19 protein-coding genes are annotated in these 24,062 nt (G+C 51.2%); 17 read left to right on the top strand and 2 right to left on the bottom strand.

The window, feature by feature from the left end:
* The first annotated feature begins 37 nt into the window (after nucleotides 1-37).
* Nucleotides 38-889 carry a hypothetical protein gene (locus tag ACG2E4_RS00455; protein WP_395275376.1) on the top strand — a complete coding sequence of 284 codons (852 nt, stop codon included), beginning with the start codon at nucleotides 38-40 and terminating at the stop codon, nucleotides 887-889.
* The gene (locus ACG2E4_RS00450) at nucleotides 882-1,658 is read left to right on the top strand and encodes a TatD family hydrolase (protein ID WP_395275375.1); all 777 of its coding nucleotides are present in this window, start codon (nucleotides 882-884) and stop codon (nucleotides 1,656-1,658) included. Before ACG2E4_RS00455 ends, ACG2E4_RS00450 begins: the two co-directional genes overlap by 8 nt.
* A 69-nt stretch (nucleotides 1,659-1,727) precedes the next feature.
* On the opposite strand, the gene ACG2E4_RS00445 is transcribed toward ACG2E4_RS00450, so the two are convergent.
* A complete protein-coding gene (locus tag ACG2E4_RS00445; protein WP_395275374.1) occupies nucleotides 1,728-2,861 on the bottom strand; it encodes a 4-phosphoerythronate dehydrogenase in 1,134 nt (377 codons plus the stop codon).
* 78 nt (nucleotides 2,862-2,939) lie between these two features.
* Between ACG2E4_RS00445 and ACG2E4_RS00440 the strand changes: the two genes are divergently transcribed.
* The 8 genes from ACG2E4_RS00440 (at nucleotide 2,940) to pheA (ending at nucleotide 12,165) form a co-directional block, all read left to right on the top strand.
* The gene (locus tag ACG2E4_RS00440; protein WP_395275373.1) at nucleotides 2,940-4,286 is read left to right on the top strand and encodes a thymidine phosphorylase; all 1,347 of its coding nucleotides are present in this window, start codon (nucleotides 2,940-2,942) and stop codon (nucleotides 4,284-4,286) included.
* 206 nt (nucleotides 4,287-4,492) lie between these two features.
* Nucleotides 4,493-5,281 carry a PspA/IM30 family protein gene (locus ACG2E4_RS00435; protein ID WP_395257820.1) on the top strand — a complete coding sequence of 263 codons (789 nt, stop codon included), beginning with the start codon at nucleotides 4,493-4,495 and terminating at the stop codon, nucleotides 5,279-5,281.
* Nucleotides 5,282-5,295: 14 nt separating this feature from the next.
* Complete coding sequence (locus ACG2E4_RS00430) at nucleotides 5,296-5,751, top strand: hypothetical protein (protein WP_395275372.1); 456 nt, start codon at nucleotides 5,296-5,298, stop codon at nucleotides 5,749-5,751.
* 10 nt (nucleotides 5,752-5,761) lie between these two features.
* Nucleotides 5,762-6,655 (top strand): hypothetical protein, encoded by an 894-nt coding sequence (locus ACG2E4_RS00425; RefSeq protein WP_395257824.1) that lies wholly within the window; start codon nucleotides 5,762-5,764, stop codon nucleotides 6,653-6,655.
* Between the two features lie 31 nt (nucleotides 6,656-6,686).
* Entirely contained in the window at nucleotides 6,687-7,469 is a 783-nt protein-coding gene (locus tag ACG2E4_RS00420) for an enoyl-CoA hydratase/isomerase family protein (protein ID WP_395257826.1), read from the top strand.
* Nucleotides 7,470-7,536: 67 nt separating this feature from the next.
* Complete coding sequence (locus ACG2E4_RS00415; RefSeq protein ID WP_395257828.1) at nucleotides 7,537-8,817, top strand: hemolysin family protein; 1,281 nt, start codon at nucleotides 7,537-7,539, stop codon at nucleotides 8,815-8,817.
* A gap of 197 nt (nucleotides 8,818-9,014) precedes the next feature.
* Complete coding sequence (locus tag ACG2E4_RS00410) at nucleotides 9,015-10,727, top strand: ATP-binding protein (protein WP_395257830.1); 1,713 nt, start codon at nucleotides 9,015-9,017, stop codon at nucleotides 10,725-10,727.
* A 277-nt stretch (nucleotides 10,728-11,004) separates the two neighbouring features.
* Nucleotides 11,005-12,165 carry a prephenate dehydratase gene (pheA, locus tag ACG2E4_RS00405; RefSeq protein ID WP_395275371.1) on the top strand — a complete coding sequence of 387 codons (1,161 nt, stop codon included), beginning with the start codon at nucleotides 11,005-11,007 and terminating at the stop codon, nucleotides 12,163-12,165.
* A gap of 220 nt (nucleotides 12,166-12,385) precedes the next feature.
* On the opposite strand, the gene xseA is transcribed toward pheA, so the two are convergent.
* Entirely contained in the window at nucleotides 12,386-13,591 is a 1,206-nt protein-coding gene (xseA, locus tag ACG2E4_RS00400; protein ID WP_395275370.1) for an exodeoxyribonuclease VII large subunit, read from the bottom strand.
* A 202-nt stretch (nucleotides 13,592-13,793) separates the two neighbouring features.
* Between xseA and ACG2E4_RS00395 the strand changes: the two genes are divergently transcribed.
* The 7 genes from ACG2E4_RS00395 (at nucleotide 13,794) to dprA (ending at nucleotide 23,964) form a co-directional block, all read left to right on the top strand.
* Entirely contained in the window at nucleotides 13,794-15,089 is a 1,296-nt protein-coding gene (locus tag ACG2E4_RS00395; RefSeq protein WP_395275369.1) for a dihydroorotase, read from the top strand.
* Nucleotides 15,090-15,499: 410 nt separating this feature from the next.
* Entirely contained in the window at nucleotides 15,500-17,578 is a 2,079-nt protein-coding gene (locus tag ACG2E4_RS00390) for a DUF3857 domain-containing protein (RefSeq protein ID WP_395275368.1), read from the top strand.
* Between the two features lie 233 nt (nucleotides 17,579-17,811).
* Nucleotides 17,812-18,480, top strand: coding sequence for a tRNA (adenosine(37)-N6)-threonylcarbamoyltransferase complex dimerization subunit type 1 TsaB (gene tsaB, locus ACG2E4_RS00385; protein WP_395275367.1), 669 nt, complete (start codon nucleotides 17,812-17,814; stop codon nucleotides 18,478-18,480).
* Nucleotides 18,481-18,612: 132 nt separating this feature from the next.
* Nucleotides 18,613-19,464 (top strand): acetyl-CoA carboxylase, carboxyltransferase subunit beta, encoded by an 852-nt coding sequence (gene accD, locus ACG2E4_RS00380; RefSeq protein WP_395257841.1) that lies wholly within the window; start codon nucleotides 18,613-18,615, stop codon nucleotides 19,462-19,464.
* Nucleotides 19,465-19,602: 138 nt separating this feature from the next.
* Nucleotides 19,603-21,798, top strand: coding sequence for a S9 family peptidase (locus ACG2E4_RS00375; protein WP_395275366.1), 2,196 nt, complete (start codon nucleotides 19,603-19,605; stop codon nucleotides 21,796-21,798).
* Nucleotides 21,799-21,869: 71 nt separating this feature from the next.
* The gene (gene obgE, locus ACG2E4_RS00370; RefSeq protein WP_395257845.1) at nucleotides 21,870-22,868 is read left to right on the top strand and encodes a GTPase ObgE; all 999 of its coding nucleotides are present in this window, start codon (nucleotides 21,870-21,872) and stop codon (nucleotides 22,866-22,868) included.
* The gene (gene dprA, locus ACG2E4_RS00365) at nucleotides 22,843-23,964 is read left to right on the top strand and encodes a DNA-processing protein DprA (protein WP_395275365.1); all 1,122 of its coding nucleotides are present in this window, start codon (nucleotides 22,843-22,845) and stop codon (nucleotides 23,962-23,964) included. The genes obgE and dprA overlap by 26 nt, the downstream gene beginning before the upstream one ends.
* The last annotated feature ends 98 nt before the right edge of the window (nucleotides 23,965-24,062 follow it).

Below are 24,062 nucleotides of genomic sequence, written 5' to 3'. Positions count from 1 at the left end.
TTTGGCAGTATAAAAAACGAAAACGAAACTTCTATTGATGAGCATTATTATAGCAGATAGCGGAGCCACCAAAACCGAGTGGTGTGTGTGGGAAGATGGTGAAAGCGATATTATTGCTACGGAGGGATTGAACCCCTACTACCATACCACCGACAGCATTCGGAATGTAATACGAGAAGAGGTAATTACCCAGATTGACGCAGAAGAGGTCGAAAAAATATTCTTTTACGGGGCGGGATGCGACTCTGAAGACAAAAAACAGGTAGTGCTGGAAGCTCTCCAACCCTTTTTTGAAGGAGCGGAAGTTGAAGTATATCATGACTTGTTGGGAGCAGCCCGTGCCTGTTTCCTCGACAAGCCCGGTATCGCCTGTATTCTGGGGACCGGCTCCAATTCCTGCCTGTATGACGGGGAGAAGATCGTGGAGCATATCCCCTCCCTGGCATTTATCCTGGGTGACGAGGGGAGTGCCGGGTATTTCGGAAAAAAAATAATTAACAGCTATTTTCGCTTTGAGTTACCCCCGGAGCTGGAAAAGGCGTTTGAAGAAAACTATAACACCTCGCTCGAATACATAACCAAGGGAGTTTATGACGGGGCTCAGAAAAGCCGGTTTATCGCTTCCTACGGAGCCTTTTTGGGAGAGCATTCCGACCATCCTTTTATCCAGGAAATGTTGCGCGAGGGATTTGAAAATTTTATCACCCGCATCCTGATGAACTACACCAACGCACAGGATTATGAGGTGCGTTTTATAGGGTCGGTGGGCCACGCCTACAAAGGTATGCTCACGGAAATACTGGAGTCCCATGGCATGAAGGCCGGCGGGTTTATACAGAAACCGATGCAGCGGCTCATGGAATATCATACCCGGCGGGTTCATGATTGATACGCACTGCCACATCTACATGGAACATTTTGAGGAGGATTTGCCGCAGGTGCTCGACCGCGCCGCGGAAGCGGGGGTTCGCCGGATTTTGATGCCGGCCATCAATTTTGGTTCCCTCCCCAGGATGGATCAAATGGCGCATGAGAAGATCCGGTTCCACAAGATGGCGGGCATACATCCCACCGAAATAAATGAGGGCGTCTCAACAACCGAATCGGAATTGTCGGAGTATTGCAGCTCCGCAGATATTGTGGCGGTCGGGGAAACCGGGCTGGATTACCACTGGAGCAGGGCCTACAAGCAAGAACAACAGGAAAGCCTGAAACTGCATTGCCGGGTTGCAAAGAGCGTGGGAAAACCAGTTGTACTGCACAACCGGGAGAGCACGGGCGACCTGCTCGATATTATTGAACAGGAACAGGATGGCAGCCTCACCGGCGTTTGGCACTGCTTTACCGGGTCGGCGGACGAAGGCAGGCGTGCGATGGATCTGGGTCTGTACCTGGGAATAGGAGGCGTATTCACTTTTAACAATGCCGGTGTTGATGAGGCGGTTGCTCGCCTTCCCCTTAAAAAGATGATCCTGGAGACCGATGCTCCCTATCTTTCTCCCGAGCCCAAACGGGGAAAACGCAATGAACCCGCTTTTGTCCGGTATACAGCACAGCGGTTGGCTGAGGTGATGAACCTGTCGCTCAACGAGGTCGACCGTCGCACCACGGAGAACGCGATGAAGCTCTTCAAACTCCAGGACGGTATTTATCTGTGATTTTTCACTCTGTCATATCGGCATCGAGCCTGGCATGTTTAAAAAGGCAAGGTGCATTCCAGAACCAGGTTACGCCGGAGGAGATATTCCCAGTTTTGACAAGACCGGGAAACGCCTGACAAGCGGCTCGGGGACCGTAAGGAAGGCGTATTCATTTCTGAACGGCATGGAGGTCCGCAGCCTGTTGAACCGTTTCTTTTTGAGATCTATGGCCAGCCCGACCAGCTTGTTGAGGGCATCTGCATATTGCTGAACGGGGTGAACCTGCTGCAGTACCTGGGCTAGCGAAAGCGTTTCAATATCTTGTCCCTCAAAACAGACCGCTTCTTTAGAGTTTGTGAGCTTGTTGACGGGCAGATCAAGTGAAAAGTGCTCAATCATTTGATCGACCACCATCTTTGTGGCGCGGTATTTGGCCTGAACAGAATACCCCGCAATATGCGGAGTGGCGATAAAAGCGTTTTCAGCCACTTCGTTGTCAAAGTTCGGTTCGTTTTCCCACACATCGATGATCATGTCGTCGACGGTTCCGCTGCTTATTGCCCTCAGAAGGGCCTGCTCATCAACCACGCCTCCCCGGGAGGTATTGATCACCAGTTTAAATCGATGGTCTGCTAAATACTCATGGTTCAACCAGTGATAGGTGGAATGTACTCCGTGGTCATGCAGTGGAGTATGGAAGGTAAGAGTAGATGCTTCCAGCAGCTCCGCCAGCTCGGCCGATCTGAACGCCTTCTCCCGTTCAGCTCGTGGTGGATCAAACAGGATATGCTGCCAACCCAGATCATCGCACATCTGCTGCAGAACGGTGCCTACATGTCCCACGCCTACAATACCGATTGTTTCCTGCTCCAGGTCGATATTGTTGCGATCGCTCCATATGATCAAACTGGTAACCACATATTCAGCTACAGAGCGGGCATTGCACCCGGCGGAGTGGGCAAAGCGGATTCCGTGAGCGGCCAAAAAATCGGTATCAACATGGTCGGTGCCGGCGGACCCGGTCCCCACAAATTTCAGTGTTGGAGGGGGCTCCCCAAGCGTGCCGGCATTAATCCCGGTAACGGTTCGGATTAACAGGGCGTCAACCTCGTCAAGGGGGGCGGGCAGTCCCTTCTCCGGATCATAAAACCGGAGATCTATTTCGTCGGGGACAATCTCTCTGGCTTTAAAGAGATGTTGATCTGCAAATACCGTAAGCACAAACAGGGATTTAGAGGTTGAAAGTTACCGTCAATATAGTTCACTTAAAGTCCACAAAAAATCAAGTCAAGACTAACAATGTCGTCACATAATTTCAATCCTGTTTCCCTGATTCGGAAAAAACGAGATGGAAGCAGTCTTTCGGCCGACGAAATTCATTGCTTCATCAAAGAATTTACAAAAGACCAGCTTCCCGACTACCAGATGAGTGCCTTTCTGATGGCAGGGTTTATCCGCGGATTTGATGACCGTGAAGCCGCGGCCCTGACCGACGCGATGCTTCATTCCGGGAAGATCCTGGATTTGAGCGATATCCCCGGGAAAAAAGTTGACAAGCACTCTACCGGCGATGTCGGCGATAAATTATCCCTGATTCTGGCCCCCATTGTGGCCAGCTGGGGTATCCCGGTACCGATGATCTCGGGCCGGGGATTGGGCCATACCGGGGGCACGCTTGACAAGCTGGAGTCGATTACGGGGTTTACCGTGGACCTGTCGCTGAAGCGATACCGGCATATTTTGGAAAAGATACACATGGTGATGGCGGGCCAGACCGAAGAGGTGGCCCCGGCCGACAAGCGGCTGTACGCCCTGCGTGATGTGACCGCCACGGTAGAGTCCATTCCGCTGATCGCCAGCAGTATTATGAGTAAAAAACTGGCCGAGGGGATCGATGCCCTGGTTCTGGATGTAAAATTCGGTTCCGGGGCGTTTATGACGGAGCTGGACGAGGCGATTGCACTTGCTGAGGCACTGGTAGCAATCGGAGAGCGTTTTGACAAAGAGACCATCGCCTACCTTACCGATATGAATCAGCCGCTGGGCCGTGCCATCGGCAACTGGCTGGAGGTGGCAGAGTCGATTGACGCCCTGAAAGGCGAGGGCCCGGATGATGTGATGGAAATTACCCACACGCTGGCGGGTACGATGATCTGTCTGGCAGAAAAGGCCGACTCGATCGATGAAGGGGTGGAGATGAGCAGGGAAGCCGTTGCCAATGGACAGGCGTTTGAGAAGTTGCTGGCGTTGGTGAGGGAACAGGGGGGAGATACGGAACTGATCCGGCACCCGGAAAGATATGAGCAAGCGGACCACCGGTTTACGCTGAAGGCCGCCCGGGATGGATACATCCGCGAAATGGATGCGTATAAAATGGGCATGGCATCGCTGGAACTGGGGGCTGGCCGGCGCCGAAAAGAGGATTCGATCGACCCCTCTGCCGGTATCCTCCTGGAAAGGAAACGTGGAGATTATGTGAACAGCGGTGAAACAATTGCCCGCGGTTATACGAACAAGGAAGCTGTAGTCGAGGCGGTCTTACCCGTAATGGAAGAAGCGGTCTCGATAGGAGATGAACGCCCCGAAACTTCACGGCTGATACAGTACAGGGCAGACAGCCGCGGCGTTCACCCATTGAAATCCTGATTACTATTGCAATATCAACAAAATCACATAACTTATATCCATTATATTAGTTATAAAGTGTGAGAGGGTTTTGAAAAACCGGTAGTTTCAGTCAGAATATGCCGGTCCTGAACAAGACAACAGGTTTGCAAACCCTCAGTCGTTGGATAAGCAACCAACATAATGAATAACAGGGCAGGGCAAAGGTTAATAAAACAAAGAACACTATGTTTAAACGATTAGTCAGAGCATTAAAATCACTGTTTGGTGGATTTGTGAGCTCCATCGAGGATCCCAAGCTGATTCTCGAACAGAATATCCGTGATCTGAACGACCAGATTCCGCAGATGAATGAGAATATCTCCACGGTGAAGGCCAATATGATTATGCTGCAGAAGGAGGTCAAAAAGTATGAGAAGCAGATCCAGGACCTGACATCCAAAATAAAATCTGCGATCAACGCCGATCGGGACGATATCGCCGAAGGATATGCACTGCAGCTGGAAAAGGCCCGGGAGAATCTCCAGCATTCCAGGGAACAGCTCGAATTTGCCGAACAGGCCTACGAGAAGGCGCTGAAGGTGAAGAAAGCGTTTGTGCGTGAAAAAGATCGCAAAATCCAGGAAGCCAAAGAGGCGCTTCGGGCCAGCGAACGGGCCGAGTGGCAGTCGAAAGTGGCCGATGCCCTTGAGCAGTTCGAAGTGGGCGGGCTCGATCAGACCCACGATGAAATGCTGAACAGGCTCAATGAGGAAACGGCCAAGAATGAAGCACGCATGGAGCTGGCGCTCGACAGCATCGACACTGAGACGATGGAGATCGAGGCGAATGCCGAAAAGCTTCGGGCCAGTGAACTGGTAAAACAGTTTAAATCAGAGATGGGAAAAGGCGAGCCGGAAGTACAGGTGGATGAGGAAGCAACTGCTGACGGGCAGGTTGATATCGGGGAGAAGCAGGAGGAAAAGCAGTCTGAATCCTCAAAGACAGTCGGCAAGAAAGAAAAATCCAAATCGTAACCGGGCCAGAACCGATGTCCGAAGAAAGCCGGAAACAGCGCGAACGCCTGAAAGAGGAATACAAGCAGCACTACCGCAAAATGCGGGAGGCCAAAGAGCAGCTAAACCGCACCAGGCGCAAAAGAAATATCACGGAAGCCCTGCGCAACATGGATACGTCCGAGTTGATGGACTCGTTTGACAATTTGCTGTTTACGGTTAAAAGCAAGATCGCCAGCGTGGAAGCCCGGCTGGATGTGGCGATGGAGAGCCTGGCTGAGGATGAAAAGCAACACGCGGGCATGAGTGAACAGGAGCGCGATGAAGAGATGCAGAAAACGAAGGCCCGGGAAACCCTGAAGCAGGTAAAGCTTGAAATGGGAAAGCTGTACAATGAGATCGAGCGGCAGGCCGGCAACATGCATGTAGAGAAGACGGTGGGGTCGGCAAAGTCCCCGCCGGAAGATGATACTACCCAGAGCGAAAGCTGAGGCTTACAATATGGAAAAAGATGATTCGATAAACTACACACGGGAAGCGTTTTTACATCCCCTTAATATGGGGGGACTGCTCGTGGCGGCGATTTCGGCTTTTGTTCTGGCGGACGTCGGACTGATCTCGAACCTGATACTCACCATGACGTTTGGTACCGAGTTGATGTACCTGGGGATTGTACCCCGACTGCCGCGATTCCGCAAAAATGTAAAATTGAAGAAGCTCCGGGAGCGAAATGCTGCTGCCGGGGACAAAACGGTATTCCGCGATCTGGATGAAAAAAGCAGGCGCCGGTTTTTGGTGCTGAAGCACCTGGCCAAACTCACTAAAGAGAATTTTGACAAACTGCCCTACAGCTCCCAGGGGCTGCTGGAGAATATTCGCAAAAAGATTGAGGAACTGATTTCCAACTACCTCACCCTGCTCGACCTCCACAAGCGCTATCAGCTGTATATGAACACCTCGGTGGAAGAGGGACTGAAGAGGGAGGTGGAACAAGAGGAGGCGGAGATTGAAGGAGTGGAATCGGAGCGGCTGAAACGTACCAAGGCCCGTCGCATCAGGATATTAAAGAAGCGCCTGAAAAAGTTTGAAATCGCCAAGGAGAAATACCTGATCTGCGAGACCCACCTGGAGACGATCGAGGATGCGATACGATACATCTATGAGCAGTCGATGACCATGAGCAATCCCGAAGAGATCGGCTTTCAGCTTGACAATCTCCTCGAGGAGGTGGAGGAGACGTCCCAGATTATCGAGGACCTCGACAAGAATATTTTTCCCCTGTATTCGGATCTCGATGAAATGGATTTTGAAGAAGACATCAGTATCGACATTCCGGAGATCGAGAAGGATATTGAATCAACGGGCGGTACCTCCCGGGAAAGAATGCAGGAATAGAAAAGGCAAGGCTACATCATTGGCATGAATTATGAGTGATACCTACAAAACCCTACGTTTCGAGCTGGATGAACACGGAGTCGCCTACATAACGATTAACCGGCCCGATAAACTCAATGCCCTGAACGGCACGCTTCTCGATGAGCTGGGGCAGGTAATCAATAAAATCAAAGAGGATGATTCAACGCGGGGAGTTATTATTACCGGGTCCGGAGAAAAGGCGTTTGTCGCCGGTGCCGACATTCGGGAGCTGCGTGGACTGGATGAACAAAGCGGAAGGGAAAAATCTCTGAAAGGACAACAGGTATTCCAGTCTGTCGAAGAGATCCGAAAGCCGGTCATCGCCCTTGTAAATGGATATGCCCTGGGCGGAGGGGCTGAACTGGCGTTGGCGTGCCATATGCGGGTGGCAACCCGGAAGGCTGTTTTTGGGTTCCCGGAAGTTAGTCTGGGACTGATCCCCGGGTACGGGGGAACACAGCGCCTGCCGGGCATCGTTGGACGTGCCAAAGCCCTGGAACTGATATTAACCGGCAATCATATTTCCGCTGAAGAAGCCCACCGGCTGGGATTGGTCAACATGCTGGTGCCGGAGACCGAGGGGATGGGGAGCGCCCAAAATCTGATGAATGAGATTCTTGAAAATGGTCCACTTGCAGTAAGCGGGGCACTACAGGCGGTTTACCAGTCGGGTGCGGCCGGGGGATTCCAGTCCGAGGCTGAACTTTTTGGTTACCTCTGCAGCACCGAGGATGCAGAAGAGGGCACGACCGCATTTCTTGAAAAAAGATCCCCTGAATTCCAGGGAAAATGAACAGGATTAATATTGTTCCTCCTGGTTGCCAATAACACTGTTTCTTCTGATTTTCTAATCCACCTGAATGATTGAACTACTGCTCATACTGGTAACGATACTGCTCAGCGGTTTTTTCTCCGGCTCTGAGATCGCATTCGTTTCGGCAAACCGATTGAAGCTGGAGATTGAATCTCGCAAAAAGTCGCTGGTCGGCCGGTCGGTCAACTACTTTATCCGGAATCCGGAAACATTTCTTACCACCACGCTGGTCGGCAATAATATTGTGAACGTGATTTATGCCACCCTGATGACGCTTTTCCTTGCGGCCCCGGTGTCAATGATCTATGAGAACTGGTTTGGCCATATTCCCTCACCAGCAATGATGCTGGCGATCCAGACCATCGTGGCTTCGGTTGTTATTATGCTGTTTGGAGAAATTTTGCCGAAGGCGCTTTTCCGGATCCATTCCGACTGGATCGTACGGCTGATTTCAGTTCCCCAGCAGATTTTCCACTGGCTGTTCAAGCCACTGATCGTTATTGCTGATATAGCGTCTGATGCTATTATCAGGACAATAAACCCGGAAATCGATCGCACGGGACAGGTATTCAGGCGGCAGGATATCGAACTCATTTTCAAGGAGCTGCGGGATGTGGGCGGCTCTGATCTCGACAGGGAGGATTCTGAAATACTGCATAATGTGCTGGAGCTCTCCAACAAACGGGTAAAGGAGTCGATGATACCCCGCACGGATATGGTGGCCATAGAAAAGAACACGAGCATTGAAGAGACACTGAAGGTGTTCATCTCTTCGGGCTTTTCAAAACTGCCTGTTTATGAAGAGACCATCGACGATATCGTGGGCGTAATCTTTGCTCATGATCTGTTTAACAATCCCGGCAGCCTTACCGAGATAATGCGCCCGATCAAGTTGATTCCGCCTTCCCAGCGGTCAAAAGACCTGTTGTCCGAATTTCGCAAATCTAATCTTTCGGTGGCCGTTGTTATTGATGAATATGGGGGAACCGCCGGGATGGTAACCATTGAGGATCTGCTGGAAGAGGTGGTCGGGGATATCCAGGACGAGTATGATACCGAGGATCAGGTTATGAAGAGACTTTCTCCCAATACCTACGTGCTGAGTGGCAATGTGGAGATTGAGGATCTCCTGGAGGCCTATCCCGAGATCAACCTGCCGGAAGAAACGGCCGATTATGAAACTGTGGCGGGGTACATTATCAACGCTTTGGGCCGGATCCCGAAAGTGAACGAGGAGCTGCTGCTTGACGGCAATAAATTTATCATAAGCAAAGCCTCCCCAAGTCGCATAGAAAATGTAAAGCTGATCCTCGGCAGCGAACAGTGACGGTGAGCAATTGATAATTATTGCCGGCGTTCGGGGGGGAGATGCAATATGGTATTTCGTACTGTGTATTGGATAAATCGTTGTTTCAGACAATAGTCCCATATACGCAATACGTTAAGTCAAACATTGACTATGTACTTAGAAATAAGCAGCCTCTGCTAACCAACAACGAGTTAACCAATAACGAATAACCAAGAATGTTTGAGCATTATCCGGAGTGGGCGCAGGAGTTCGCGCAAAAGTATTTGGGACGTACCATTAATCAGTTTATTCTTCACGGCAATGTTCATGATCTGGTACCTCTTGAGAGAAACGGAAAAACCGATTTTTTAAGGCTGAAATCGTTTCTCTCTGACGACTTCTTCGGGGCACGCGATTTTGTGATTTTTTACGATCGCTCCTCGGGTATCTATTTTCGGGACAAGGAGAGTCAAAAAGATTTTAACCGGGCCATTGCCGGTCGAGATTCTCTTGTGGGAACGGAATACGCCAAAAACCTGCCCAAAGATCCTGTTCGCGTGTTTTCAATTCTTGAGCAGTACTTGCGTGTACGGCTGGAAAACCAAAAGAGCATCGCCCTGATTGTAGATTATGCCGAAACAATCGTGCCGATGAATGAGGCGGGCTCATCGGGATCTGAAGATCGAAATTCCCTGGTCTACCTTTCTCGATGGGCGCACGACCCTCTTTTCCTGGCATCTGATTTTACGACAGTTCTGATTACGGAAAACATGACCGATCTCAACCGGACGCTCATCCAGAATCCCTATACCACCAATATCGGGATCGGCATACCGGACGAAAAACAGCGACTCACTTTTATTGAGTCGGAGACGGCCGGTGATGAGTATTCCACCGTTTCTGCTGTACCCCCTGGCGTGTTGGCCCGGCAAACGGCGGGACTAAATTTCATTAATATTCGCAGCATTATCTCAAATGCCAAGGAAAACAGGGAAAAGATCACCCATGAAGGGCTGACTGAAACCAAGAAAGAGCTAATTGAAGCAGAAGCTTACGGCCTGCTGGAATTTGTTGAAACTGCCTATGACCTTGATGATGTTGCAGGACATACCAAGGTTAAGAAGCATTTGCGCCAGGCGGTCACGGCTCTAAAGCGTGGGCGCCAGGATGTACTGCCGATGGGTTACCTTGTATGTGGACCCGTCGGCACCGGCAAAACCTTTATGGTGACCTGCTTCGCCAGTGAGGTCGGCATACCGATGGTGAAATTGAAAAATTTCCGCAGCCAGTGGCAGGGAGTGACCGAAGGGAACCTGGAAAAAATCCTAAACCTGTTGGAGGCGATGGCCCCTGTTGCGGTGATGATCGATGAAGCGGATGCCTACCTGGGGGATCGCGATTCGAGCGGAGACAGCGGCGTCTCCAGCCGCGTATTTTCGCAGATCGCTTCTTTTATGAGTGATACCAGCCACCGGGGCGAAATTATCTGGTTCCTGATGACGGCCCGACCCGACCTGATGCCGGTCGACCTGAAGCGCCAGGGAAGAGCCGAAGAGCACCTGGCCCTGTTTCACCCTTACACAGAAGAGGAGCGGGTGGAACTTTTTGAAGTAATGAGAAAAAAAACAGGAATTCAGCTAACCGAGGAGTACCTGCCCAAAATAATTAAAGACGGGCTTAAAACATTTTCCGGGGCCGATATGGAGGCGGCGTTGACCCGGGCGAAATTTCGCGCTGCCGCCGAAGGAGAGGAGCAGGTTACCCCTGAAATACTGGACGCCGCCCTGACCGATTTCCTCCCCCCGACATATCCCGAGGAGATCGAACTCCAGACATTGAGCGCCGTTATCGAGTGTACCTCAAAAGAGCTGTTGCCGGAACGCTACCAGGAGATGGACCGCGGCGAAATACTCGACAAGATTGAGACGCTAAAATACCGGATAGAATAGCCGTGCGGAGTGTGTCGATGAGCAATGAACAATGGCCGTTGGGAGTTGCAGCCAGCGTTGGGGAGAGTCCCCCCTTTCCGCGTAATTCGTAATTGGATAAAGAATTATCAATCAGGTAAAATTGTACATAAATTCCTCTTGACACGGCTCTCAGAAACAAGCAGTATCTGCCATCTGCCATCTGCCATCTGCCATCTGCCAACAATCCCATTCATAATTCTGCGTTGCTCTTCTTATATTCCGCTTCATTTTACAAACAGGATCTTTACGGAAACCCATGGACGAAAAGTTAAAACAAATCCGGGATGCACTGGACCGGATCGACAAAAGTATTATTGAATCGCTGGCCAAGCGGCAGGAAGTGATTCAGCAGGTTTCTTCGCTCAAAATTGAGGAGCAGGGAGCAATACGGGATCACGAGCGGGAAGAACAGCTGTTGCAGCGCATTACTAACCTGGCGCGGGAGCACGGCCTGGATCGGTACTTTGCCGAACAGCTTTATCGCGATATCCTGGATCACTCAGTTCGCTTTCAAACGCATTCGCTTGTAGACCACCAGAATAAAAAGGGAAAGCAGGAAAGTGTATCCGTGGCATACCAGGGTACCGAGGGGGCATTCAGCCACCAGGCTGCGTTCCGGCATTTTGAGGAGCGTTATTCCGAAGTTAAAAGTTATGGATATGATACCTTCAAGCAGGCCGCGGATTCGGTGATGAAGGGAGAGCACAATTATGCGATTCTCCCGATCGAGAATACCACCGCGGGGTCTATTAATGAAACCTACGATATCCTGGGAGAGGATAATCTGCATATCGTGGGTGAAGAGGTAATCCGGATTATCCATTGCCTGCTGGCACTGGAATCGATCCCTGTAGATCGTATCCGCCGCATTATGTCACACCCGCAGGCGATCGCCCAGTGCAGTAACTTCCTGGCCGGACTTCACCGCTGCAAAGTGGAATCGTATATCGATACGGCGATGGCTGCTAAAAAAGTGGTTGAGGACGGGGATCTTTCCCAGGCGGCGATCGCCGGGGCGCACGCCGCCGACCTTTACGGACTCCAGATTCTGGAGCGGGATATCGCCAATCAAAAAGAGAATTTTACGCGATTTGTGATCGTGGCTCCAGAACCGATACATTGCGATCCCCAGATTCCGTGCAAAACCTCCATGTTACTGGTTACCGGGCACCAGCAGGGAGATCTGGTGGGCTGCCTCAATATTTTGGCCGATCGCGGCATCAACATGGTGAAGCTGGAATCCCGTCCCAAGCCCAATGAGCCCTGGAAATACCAGTTCTACCTGGATATCGAAGGCAATATGGATAATCCCGATGTGGATGCCGCTCTTGATGAGCTACGGGATAAATCCAGTTCATTAAAAATACTTGGCTGCTACCCGACCCAGATGGGATGGCACTCGGATGAACAGGATTAGCAGGTGCACTTTCTGGGTCGGTGTTTGGTAAAAATCTGCAGGGTAAACGGAGAAAGTTATGAAAGAGACTTTTGCAGAACCTGCTGTTGTGTTGAGAGGGGGTTGTACCACCGACTCTATTTATTGACCTTTGAACGGGAGTACAACTCCCTATGAACGAGGAGTTGAGGATTTTGCAAAACCCTCGATGAAACCGAAACTGTTTGGGACAGGGATAAAGTTAGGATTCGTCTCGTACGGTCACCTCTCCATCCTTCCACTCGAGCCGGGCAGCCCGGTCAGATTCAAATTCTGCAGCCTGTTTGATCCACCGGTCCTCTTGCCAGATTCGGGCATAGCCTTGCTCCAGCGGCAGGTTCGGATTCTTGTTTTCCATGCGGTGAACAAGATCGGTAAGCTGTTCTTTTTTCTTCATAAAGAGCATCTCCCGGCGGTGACTGAGGCGTGCGAGGAGACTATGTATATGCTCGCGATTGGTAACGACTTTTTGCTTGATAGCCAGCAGGGCATGTGACTTTACAAGTTGACGAACGCGCTCCTTCTGATCTTCAATGCGACCTGTAACCGATTCCCTTAGCGTGGTACTGAGATCGTCCACGAGCATCCGGTACTCGTTGATATCCGGGGTGGCGACGATGGCGGCCTGGGTCGGCGTGGCAGCCCGGGCGTCAGCCACGAAGTCGGAAATGCTGAAATCGACCTCGTGTCCCACCGCGCTGACTGTCGGTATCGTGCAGTTGAACAGAGCCCGGGCCACCGCTTCCTCGTTGAACGGCCAGAGGTCCTCAAGCGAACCGCCCCCGCGCCCGACGATCAGAAGGTCCACATTTTGACGGCTGGAAAACCAGTTGATGGCTTTGACGAGCTCCGGCGCGGCGTTTACGCCCTGTACGCTGGCATGGTGAAGCAGAACCCGGGCCACCGGCCAGCGCCGTTCCAGGGTGTCGCGGATATCGTGAAAGGCAGCCCCGGTTTCGGAAGTGATGACGCCGATCCGCTGCGGAAATTTGGGAAGCGGCTTCTTGTGTTTCTCATCAAACAGGCCCTCTTCCTTTAACCGGGCTTTTAGTTTTTCGAACGCCTCCTGCAGGGCACCTAACCCCGCCTGTTTTACCGATCGCACGATAAGCTGGTACTTGCCGTGAGGAGGATACACCTGGATATCCCCGCCGGCAATGATCTGCTGGCCGTCGATGACCGGCTCCCCACCGATGCGCCGGGCAACTCCCCGCCAGATGACGCACGAAAGCTGGGCATCTTCATCTTTCAGGGTAAAATAGGTGTGACCGTTGGCGCTGGTACTGGCGTTGCTGATCTCTCCTTCCACTTTGATATCCATAAAATTGCCCTCAAGCAGGGTTTTAATATCTTCGGTAAGCTCGGAAACCGAGAGTACAGACGGAGTAAAAAGATCGGATTGCGACATAGCGTGATTTCAAGAGACCAGCTCCCAGTAGTGGAGGAACATGAACTGTCAGATACTGAGTGCTGTACAGGTTAAAATTTAAATCGGGATATTTTTAAAATGATAATGATGCGGCCAGAGGGTAGAATCCCATCCTGCAAGGCCGTTATTGAATTCACCTTAAAACACGTATATTTGCCAACAAAAATAAAGGAAAGTTTGCATGAGTGATACGCCCGATATTCTGTTTCAAAATGTTGTTCCGGTCAGCCGGCGCCACCGCGACCGCGAATCCCTGGATCTGCGTATCCGGGATGGCAAGATTGTTGAGATAGGGAAAAAACTGAATTCCAGTGAAAGTGAAGAAGTCCGAAATTTTGATGGCGCCTGCATTTCGCCTGGCTGGATAGACATGCACGTGCACTTTCGCGAACCGGGGTTTGAGCACAAGGAAACCATAGAAACCGGCTCCGCGGCAGCAGCTTTTGGCGGGTTTACGGAAGTAGCCTGCATGCCAAATACAAATCCCCCTATTCATACCCGCGATGTAGTGGAGTTTATTAAGAAAAAATCGGAGAACCTGCCGGTTGAAGTCCATCCGATAGGGTGTGTATCGAAAGAGCGGGAAGGAGATTCTATTGCTGAAATGGCGGACATGCAGGCGGGTGGCGCCGTGGCGTTCAGCGACGACGGCGATCCGGTTTCCAATGCACAGCTGATGCGTGTGGCGCTGGAATATTCCTCCATGCTGGGCATGCCGATCATCAATCACGAGGAGGATCTTAAACTGTCCCGGCCAGGACATATGCACGAGGGCAAAGTTTCTACCCGGCTTGGACTCGACGGGACACCCGGCATCGCCGAAGAAGTGATGATAGCCCGGGACCTGCTGCTGGCGGAGTTTACCGGCGGACATATTCATATTGCACATATCAGCACGGCCAAAGGGGTTGAACTGGTACGGTGGGCAAAGGCGGACGGCGTAAATGTAACGGCCGAGGTGTGTCCCCACCATTTTGACCTTACAGATGAGGAAATTGAAAAACGTGATTTCGATACCAACTGCAAGATGCATCCTCCGCTGCGCACCGCCAAAGATGTGGAAGCGATGATTGAAGGGCTGGCCGACGGCACCATCGATGCGATCTGTACCGACCATGCCCCCCACGCCATAGAAGAGAAAGAGGTGGAGTTTATCTATGCCCCGAACGGCATTATCGGTTTGGAAACCGCCTGGGGCGTATGCGTGCGCCGCCTGCTCAAGCCGGGCAAGCTTGAGCTGGATCAGCTGCTGCGGAAACTGGTGGTCAATCCCCGCAAAATCCTGAACCTGGATATTCCCAAAATTGAGGAAGGCGCAACTGCCAACCTGACAATCTTTAATACCGACCAGGAGTGGAAATTCGAGGAGCGGCATGTAAAATCGAAATCCGGGAATTCACCCTACCTGGGCAGCAAAATGACTGGACGTGCCGAAGCGATCTATAACAAAGGCCGTTTTGTTTTGAATACCCTTTAGCCCGGAACTCACCAAGAAATTTGTTTTTCAGCAAGGCGAAGGGCAAATGGCTGCGCAGGCGTACGTTGGTACGTGATTTGTACTTCAACGCAGCTGAAAGGCCCATTTCACAGCCTGTTACAGACTGTAATGATAATTTGGCAGTAAAAATGGGATAAGTTATGGTCATCCATGAGGTTACATGATTTCACCCAAAATAATCGTGAGAAATCCGGGTTAGAAAAGGCATCGGAGACATGCCGGGATCCTGGGGCGGGCTCAACAACCGTTGGGCAACGCTCTCCCTAAATACTACCCGCTGGCTAAACGGTCAGGAGCTTCAGCTGGAATGGATCTGCGACAACTGCGTTAGCTATTTTTTAGATATAAATGAAAGTATTGGATACGTTTGGAATTTGATGTGATCTTCCATGATTGGTACTGAATACCGCTTGTCATATGAATTTTCTGTACGCCGGAAAAATAAACCGGTCTGTTTGCAGGTAAACGGGGCTCCGTTGGCCAGGCATCTTGCTGTATTGGGATTGCTCCTGTTTTTCTTTTTTTTAAACGGGTTTTCGCAGGATCGGCATATCAACGGGGCGGAGGGCATCCCGGATGCCCGGTTTGGTGAAATTCCGGATTCCCTGTTTGCCCTGGAGGCGTATCGGCAGGACCCTTCGGCGCCCTACTTTTATGCCTACAAGGACGTGAATATTACGTTCGAAGAGGATGAAAAATCCATTGTAGCCACACTCGACTATCACATTCGGATCAAAGTGTTTGACGCCCAGGCCACGCAGGCGTCCATTATTGCGATTCCATACTATTTCAAAGATGGAGTAGAAGCCGTTGAACAGATTGAAGGCTACACCCACACGCCGGATGGAGACCAGTTGCCCCTGCAGGAGGAGCAAATCCGCACTATCAATCTCAATACCCGGTATAATGTGAAGGAGTTCACGATGCCGGGGGTGACCGACGGTTCGGTCATTGAATATACCTATAAAAAGAAGAGACGTTATATAGAGGAGTTGCCGGACTTCTACCTTGCTCACCAGGTGCCAACTGCATTTGCCAAGGCGACCATTCAGAATCCCGAATATTTGCGCTACGAAGTGGTTCCTGTCGACTTTGACGGGGAGATTCACCATGTAAGACAGCGTATTGACACCAGTTCCGTGCCCAAAGTGTTTTCACTGCCGCGCCCAAATCCGCTGGTACTGGATCACTGGATCGCCCGCGACGTTCCGGGAGTTGAACAAGAGGCGTTTATCTCCTCCATCGATGACTACCGGGGAAAACTCAAATTCCAGTTGAAGGAGTTCGGTATTCCGAGACAGCGCCTGGAGAACAGCTGGGAAATTGTCGTAGCGCAGCTGCGGCGAAACCAAAATCCCTGGTCGGTAATAGAAAAGGACGAACAGGCCCGTAAGGCGGGCAAACAGATTGCGGATGAGTTTGAAACACCGGTACTGGCACAGGACAGTATCTTCCGGTACCTGAACAGTATGGCCCGGTTTAGCGATAGCAGGGGGGCGTTCAGCGAGATGCGGAGCGACAGCGTGCTGGGCGGAGCACTGGTGAGCCAACCGGCAATAAATCAAACATTGACAGCTATGCTGCGGGGAGCAGGGATTGATGCGTGGCCGCTGCTTATCTCTACCCGGCAGTATGGCCGGATCAACCGATCATTTCCCTCCTATTACCAGTTCAACGGAATGCTTGCTTATTCCGAAATTGACGGAGAAGGCTATTTCATGGATGCGAGTTATTCCCACAGCCATCCAAATCTGCTGCCGGTGGAAACCTATAATGAAACCGGCCTGCTCCTGAAGAAGGAATCGTATGATTGGATTGAACTCAGGCCGGAATTCAGCATATTTTCCATTAATACAAACCTGGATGCTGAACTCGATCCGCAGGGCAATCTCAGGGGTACGATTACGACGAAACATGTGGGGTATCCCGCACGACTGATTCGTGAAAAGGCGGCAGGGGGGGCAGGGTATGATCAGATTTTGCGGGAGGCGATGTTCGAGGGATATCCCGATGTAGCGCTGGAAGACGTACGGATACAAAATTTGCAACAGTACAAGGATACGGTTAAGATAATTGCGAATGTTGCAATCAGGGGATACGCTACCAGCTACACGGATGGCCTAGACTACCGGCCACTGGTTGTGGGTTCGCTGATGAGCAATCCCTTCGGTGATGAAGAGCGGGATCTGCCCGTCACGCTTGATGCCCCGGAGAGGCTGGATCTCTCCTTTCGAATCAAGCTTCCGGACGGGTATACCCTGGGAGAAGGAACTCAGAACCGCTCGATACAGCTGTCAGGGGCCGAACTGATGGAGTCATACCAGTCGCGGGGGCAGTGGGTCCGCTACGGGTATGAGATTGATATAGCGCGCAAGCAGTTTGAGCCGGAGCTATATCCCCAGTTGCTGGACCTGTATGAGCGATGGGTGAAACTGAGCAATATGACCTGGCAGATTAAACGGAATTGAAAGTTGCGTATTTCGTATTCCGTAATGCGTATTACTTTTGCCTGTATCCACCTACCAGCGCAGGCGTCTGCTCGTGATAGTCTATACTTTATGGAATACGATCGGGACCCTCGCGCCGGTTCAAGAAGAGGCTCTTTCAAATACGCAGTACACAATACGAAATATATTGCTCTGACATTTATCTTGAAATCAGCCAATCACTAATAACCAATAACTAATCACAAATAACTAAAATGCTTCTGGCGTTTGAAACTGCTACCAACGTATGCTCCGTGGCCTTCAAAGACGATGGCGGTCAAATCCATGAGAAACGGATTGAGAAACGCGGTGCTCATTCAGAACAACTGTTCCTGTTTCTGGAGGAGCTGATGAAGGAGCAGGGATTTGCCGTTTCGGACCTGAAAGCGGTACTGGTAAGCGAGGGACCGGGTTCCTACACGGGGCTGAGGATCAGCGCCAGTGCGGTAAAGGGGCTGCTGTTTGGTACCGAAATTCCGCTGTATGCCATCAACACGCTGGCCGGGTTTGCGCAGTCGGTGTTTGATCAGGGAATAAAATCCGAAACCATTCATTCAGTCATTGATGCACGGCGGGTACACCTGTACCACCAGGCTTTTGCTGTTGAAGAAGATGGCTTCCAGGCAGAGACCGAGGTAGAAATTAAGCCGATTGAGCAGGTACAGGAGATGATAAAACCGGGTGATACCGTCGTAGGAACAGGGACTAAGCGCATTGATGAAGAGGTCTTGAAAAATGCTTCCGTTTTCGGTCCTGAACAGATTACCGCTCGGGCGCTCATTACACTTTACAGTAATTCCGGCCAGGGCTCTCCTTTCATTACCCGAGCCGATCCCGAGAGCTACGATCCCAAATACTACACTTCTCGGCAGGCAAAAAAGTAGGCTTGCGCCAGTAGTTTTTTATGCTCGGGAGTAAAGCCAAGAAAAGAGGTCAAAAGCCAGCTAAAATAAACCGTTTCAGCTTCGGTGCAGAATCGTTATTTTGGGCTTTCATTTGAACTAAAATAATGATGCATGGCTTGGTTTAAACGAAAAGACAAAAACATCCAGACCGAACAGCGCAAGGAGATGCCGGAAGGTGTCTGGGTAAAAGTACCGACCACCGGCGAAACGGTTCACCGGCGCGAGCTGGAGGAGAACCTGTGGGTCGATCCCATGAGCGGGTATCATTTCCGGGTAGGCAGCGAAGAGTATTTTTCGTTCCTGTTTGATGACGGGGAGTTTGAAGAAATCGGGCAGGAGATACAGCCTGCCGATCCCCTGGAGTTCGAAGATCGAAAAAAGTACAGCGATCGCTTGAAAGAATACCAGGATAAGACGGGTCATTCCGATGCTCTCCGTGTAGGAATAGGCCGGATGAATGAGCTGGAGGTAGTGATCGCCTGCATGGATTTTGACTTTATTGGCGGCAGCATGGGGTCGGTTGTGGGAGAACGTATAGCACGGGCGATTGATCATGCCCGCGAAAATGAAATACCGCTGATCATTATTTCACAATCAGGCGGTGCCCGCATGATGGAAAGCGTACTCAGTCTGATGCAGATGGCCAAAACCTCTGCCAAGCTTGCACAACTGGAAGAGGCGGGCGTTCCCTATATATCCGTCATGACCAATCCCACTACCGGGGGGGTTACGGCCAGTTTTGCCATGCTGGGGGATTTCAATATCGCCGAGCCCGGGGCGCTTATCGGGTTCGCAGGCCCGCGCGTTATTCGTCAAACCATTGGTCGCGATCTGCCCGAGGGGTTTCAGACTTCAGAATATCTGCTTGAACACGGATTTCTGGATTTTATCGTTAAACGTACACAGATGAAATCGAAGCTCACCAAACTGTTAAAAATCGTCACACACAAATTCGAAGAATAAAACGTTGTCAACCTGCGGGGAGGTATGCAGGGACAGCTGGTTTCCAGGAGTACGGCTCCGCTGCAATGCCATCTCCCGTTGGCAGCAACGGTCACCGGTAGTGTGACAATAAGTTCTTTACTCAAATTAGTTAGATTTATGAAGAATATTTTACTGCTTTCTGTACTTTTTTCCTGGGTATTTGTCAGCGGACCGGCAGTTGCTCAGCAAACGAAGCAACTGGAATTTGATCATATCTTTGACGGAACCTTTGAGCCGGAATCTGTTCGCAATGTAAACTGGATGCGGGACGGACAGTTTTACACTACGCTTGTGCGGACGGAGAGAGACCTGGAGCTCCGGAAATACGATATTACCTCCGGAGAATACGAGGTTATCGTAAAGAGTTCAGAACTCGAAAACGACGGGCGGAATCACCCGATTATCATCCAGGATTACCAGTTTTCCGCTGACGAATCCAAGCTCATGATCAAGACGGACGTTGAGCAGATCTGGCGGCGCAGTACAAAAGAGAACTATTTTGTATATGACCTGCAGACCGGCGAACTCCAGAAGTTGACCCGTTCGGAAAAAAAACAGCAGTATGCTCAGCTTTCGCCGGAAGGGGACAAAGCCGCGTTTGTCATTGATAACAACCTGTATTGGGTGAATTTGAATACCGGCGAAGAAACCCCGATTACAACCGACGGGGAGAAGGGTAAAATAATAAACGGGGCTGCCGACTGGGTCTACGAAGAGGAATTCGGATTTGCCAAAGCATGGTTTTGGTCGCCCGACGGGTCAAAAATCGCCTTCTATCGTTTTGATGAAACAGACGTCAAGGAGTTTTTTATGACCGACTGGGGCCCGCTGTATCCCAAGCTTACTGAATTTAAATATCCCAAGGCGGGTGAGCAAAATTCTGTTGTCAAAATAGGAGTATACGATCTCGCATCCGGCCGCACCACCTGGATGGATATCGACAGCGATCGTGATCAGTACATTCCCCGGGTAAACTGGACACAGAGTTCTGAGACACTGGCTATACGCCGCATGAACCGGATGCAGAATCGCCAGGAGCTCATACTTGCAGATGCGGAAACCGGTGAAACGGAAATTATCAAGACTGAACGAAGTGAAACCTGGATTGATGTCAATGATGATCTGACCTTCCTGGAAAACGGCAAACAGTTTATCTACGCAAGTGAAGAGTCGGGCTACAACCATCTGTACCTGTACAGTATGGAGGGAGAGTTGATACGCCAGATAACACAAGGAGACTGGGAGGTCACTAATTTTGTGGGTTTTAACGAGGAGAACCGGCAACTTTATTATATAAGCACGGAAGAGTCGCCGCTGGAACGGCATTTTTACAGCATCAGCATTACGGGGGAGAACAAAAGGAAGCTGAGTGACGGAGACAACTGGAATTCGGTGAATATGAGCCGCGATTATAAATATTATATCGAGACCTCATCAGGTCCCGCTGGCCCGCCCCGCTACACCCTGCACAGGGGGGATGGCAGGCAGGTAAGAGTGCTGCAGGACAACGCCCCCCTCTACAGCCAGTGGGAGGAATACAACATGCCCCGGAAAGAGTTTTTCAGGATTTCTCTCCCGCAGGCTGAACTTAATGCCTACATGCTGAAACCGCACGATTTTGATCCCTCCAGGAAATATCCGGTGCTGGTATATGTGTACGGGGGACCGGGCAGCCAGACAGTGGACAAAGAGTTTGGAACAGGGCAGCGTCCCATGTGGCATCGCTACCTGACTACGAAGGGATATATCATCCTCAGTATCGACAACCGGGGTACCGGTGGCCGTGGGCGCGACTTTGAGAAACAGGTGTATGAAAAACTGGGGCAGTATGAAGTCACGGACCAGATTGATGCCATCGAGTATGTTATCGACCGGTATGAATATGTGGATCCCGACCGCATTGGTATTTGGGGATGGAGTTACGGCGGCTACATGTCGACCCTGCTGATGGCCGAAGGCAGCGATCTATACAAGGCCGGTATCGCCGTGGCCCCGGTTACGCACTGGCGTTTTTATGATACGATCTACACCGAGCGGTTTATGCAGACCCCCGATATGAACCCCGATGGATATCAGGAGGGTTCACCCATCTACAAGGTCGATAATATCAAAGGTGAATACCTGCTCGTTCACGGCACCGGCGATGACAACGTCCATTTCCAAAACAGTATTGAGCTGGTAAATCAACTTGTCGAGGCGGGAGTACAGTTTGAATCGATGTTCTACCCGGATCGAAACCACGGGATTTACGGAGGCAATACCCGGCGCCATCTCTACCGGATGATGACCGATTTCATCCTCGAAGAGTTGTAGAAACTCAAATCCCGGACAGGGAACATCGAACATTTAATCTACTTGTTCATAATATTTCAATCGATATTGCCATGCGCTTTGCCGATTACGCCAAAATTTATTTAACAGCGGGAAGTGGAGGGGATGGTTCTGTTCACTTCCGGCGGGAAAAGTATGTACCTCGCGGAGGACCGGATGGCGGCGACGGCGGCGACGGCGGCGACATCATCCTGCAGGGAAATGAGCAGCTCAACACATTGCTCGACCTGCGCTACCGAAAATTTGTGAAGGCCGGTCATGGCGAAAATGGAAAATCCAGCAAGAAGCGGGGCAAAGACGGGGAGGATGAGCTCCTGGAAGTTCCGCTCGGCAGCGTGATTTATGACGCCGATACCCGTGAACGACTGGGCGAAATAACGGAACACGAGCAGCAGATGGTAGTGGCCCGCGGAGGCAAGGGGGGGCGGGGGAACTGGCATTTTCGCAGTTCGACCAACCAGACGCCCAACAAGGCGGAGGATGGAAGACCGGGCGAAGAGCGAACGATTGAAATTGAGCTTAAACTGCTTGCTGACGTGGGCTTGGTGGGATTTCCCAACGCCGGTAAAAGCACCTTGCTCTCAGCCATGTCAGGGGCAAAGCCGAAGATCGATTCCTATCCCTTTACTACGCTTGAACCAAACCTGGGAGTTATCACGCTGGCTGACTACCGTACGTTTGTCATGGCCGATATTCCCGGGATCATCGAAGAGGCACACGACGGGCGCGGGCTGGGAATCCAGTTTTTGCGTCATATTGAGCGTAACAGCCTGCTCCTTTTTATGGTCAGCTGCCAGCAGGATGTGGAATATGAATATAACGCGTTGCTTAACGAACTGGAGGCCTACCGTTCGGATCTGCTGGATAAACCCCGCATTCTGGCAATCACGAAGATGGATCTGAAGGAAAATTATGAGCTGGAAGAGGAGATAGACCTCGATATTCCCACGGTTGAAATTTCGGCTGCAACAGGGTACCATATGGAAGAACTTAAAGAACTCATCTGGGAGCAACTGAAATCTACCATTGGAGACAACGAATCAACATCTTAGAGAGCTTGTCGCATTAAATCTGATACCGAACCTGGGTGCCCAGCGCATTCGGGCGCTGCTGAAGGCGGTGGACCAACCGCAGGATGTATTCCGGCTCAGCCGTACCCAGCTTACGTCCGTTTATGGTATCGGGGAGGCTACAGCCAACCAGATCCTGGTCTTTGATGACTGGAAAGAAGCCGACCGAATCATAGAGAAGACGCAGCACGCCGACTTTTCTTTACTTACCATCGTCGACGAAGCCTACCCCAAGCTCCTGAAACAGATCTACGATCCCCCCATCCTGCTCTGGGTTCGGGGAGATGCAGCAGTTCTCGACACTGATGCGATCGCAATAGTGGGCACCCGCAGCGCCTCGGACTACGGGAAGGATATCGCCAGGGACCTGGCCGGCGAGCTCGTTGCCGCCGGACTCACGGTGGTAAGCGGCTTGGCATATGGAATTGATGCGGCTTCTCACCGTGGTACACTGGTGGCCGGGGGCCGAACTATTGCTGTACTGGGTTCCGGGATTGACAATATCTATCCCTCCAAAAATATTCGGCTTGCTTTTGAGATGGCCGAACAGGGCGGGGCGGTTATTACCGAGTTCCCCCCCGGTACCGAGCCGGATGCGGGAAATTTCCCGGTTCGCAACCGCATCGTCAGCGGGTTGACACTGGGGACGGTGGTGGTCGAGTCCGGATTGAAAGGCGGAAGTATGATCACCGCCTCTTCGGCCCTGGACCAAAACCGGGAGGTCTTTGTGGTACCCCACTCTCTTCGCTCCAAAACGGGGATCGGCTGCAACCATCTAATAAAAACCGGGCAGGGCAAGCTGATTCAAACGGTGGATGATATTTTATACGAGATCGATATCCACCGGAAAAATCCGGTACAAAATGATCATGAGCCCGCCGAGCGAAGATGGAAGCGTAAAGAGCTGGATTCGTTATCGGTTTCCATATGTGAACTGCTGGAGGAATCCCCAAAACATGTCGATGAGCTGGCGGAGCGGCTCGGCAGGTCCACCCACCAACTGCTGCCAAAATTGCTGGAGCTTGAGATACAGGAGTGCGTACGCCAAACCGCGGGTAAAAATTTTGAGTTGCGGTAAACTATTGATAAAATTGCCGGACTTTCAGGAACCCTCACGAGGCCGAGAAGCCCGTGCCAGGCCGAACAGTGAACGGCTATTCAATTCGTCTTTTAAAT

The organism is Halalkalibaculum sp. DA384 (genome assembly GCF_043951955.1).
Taxonomy (GTDB): Bacteria; Bacteroidota; Rhodothermia; order Balneolales; family Balneolaceae; genus JAMQKA01.
The sequence above is the reverse complement of the archived record's forward strand: the minus strand, read 5'-3'. Positions and strand labels throughout refer to the sequence as shown.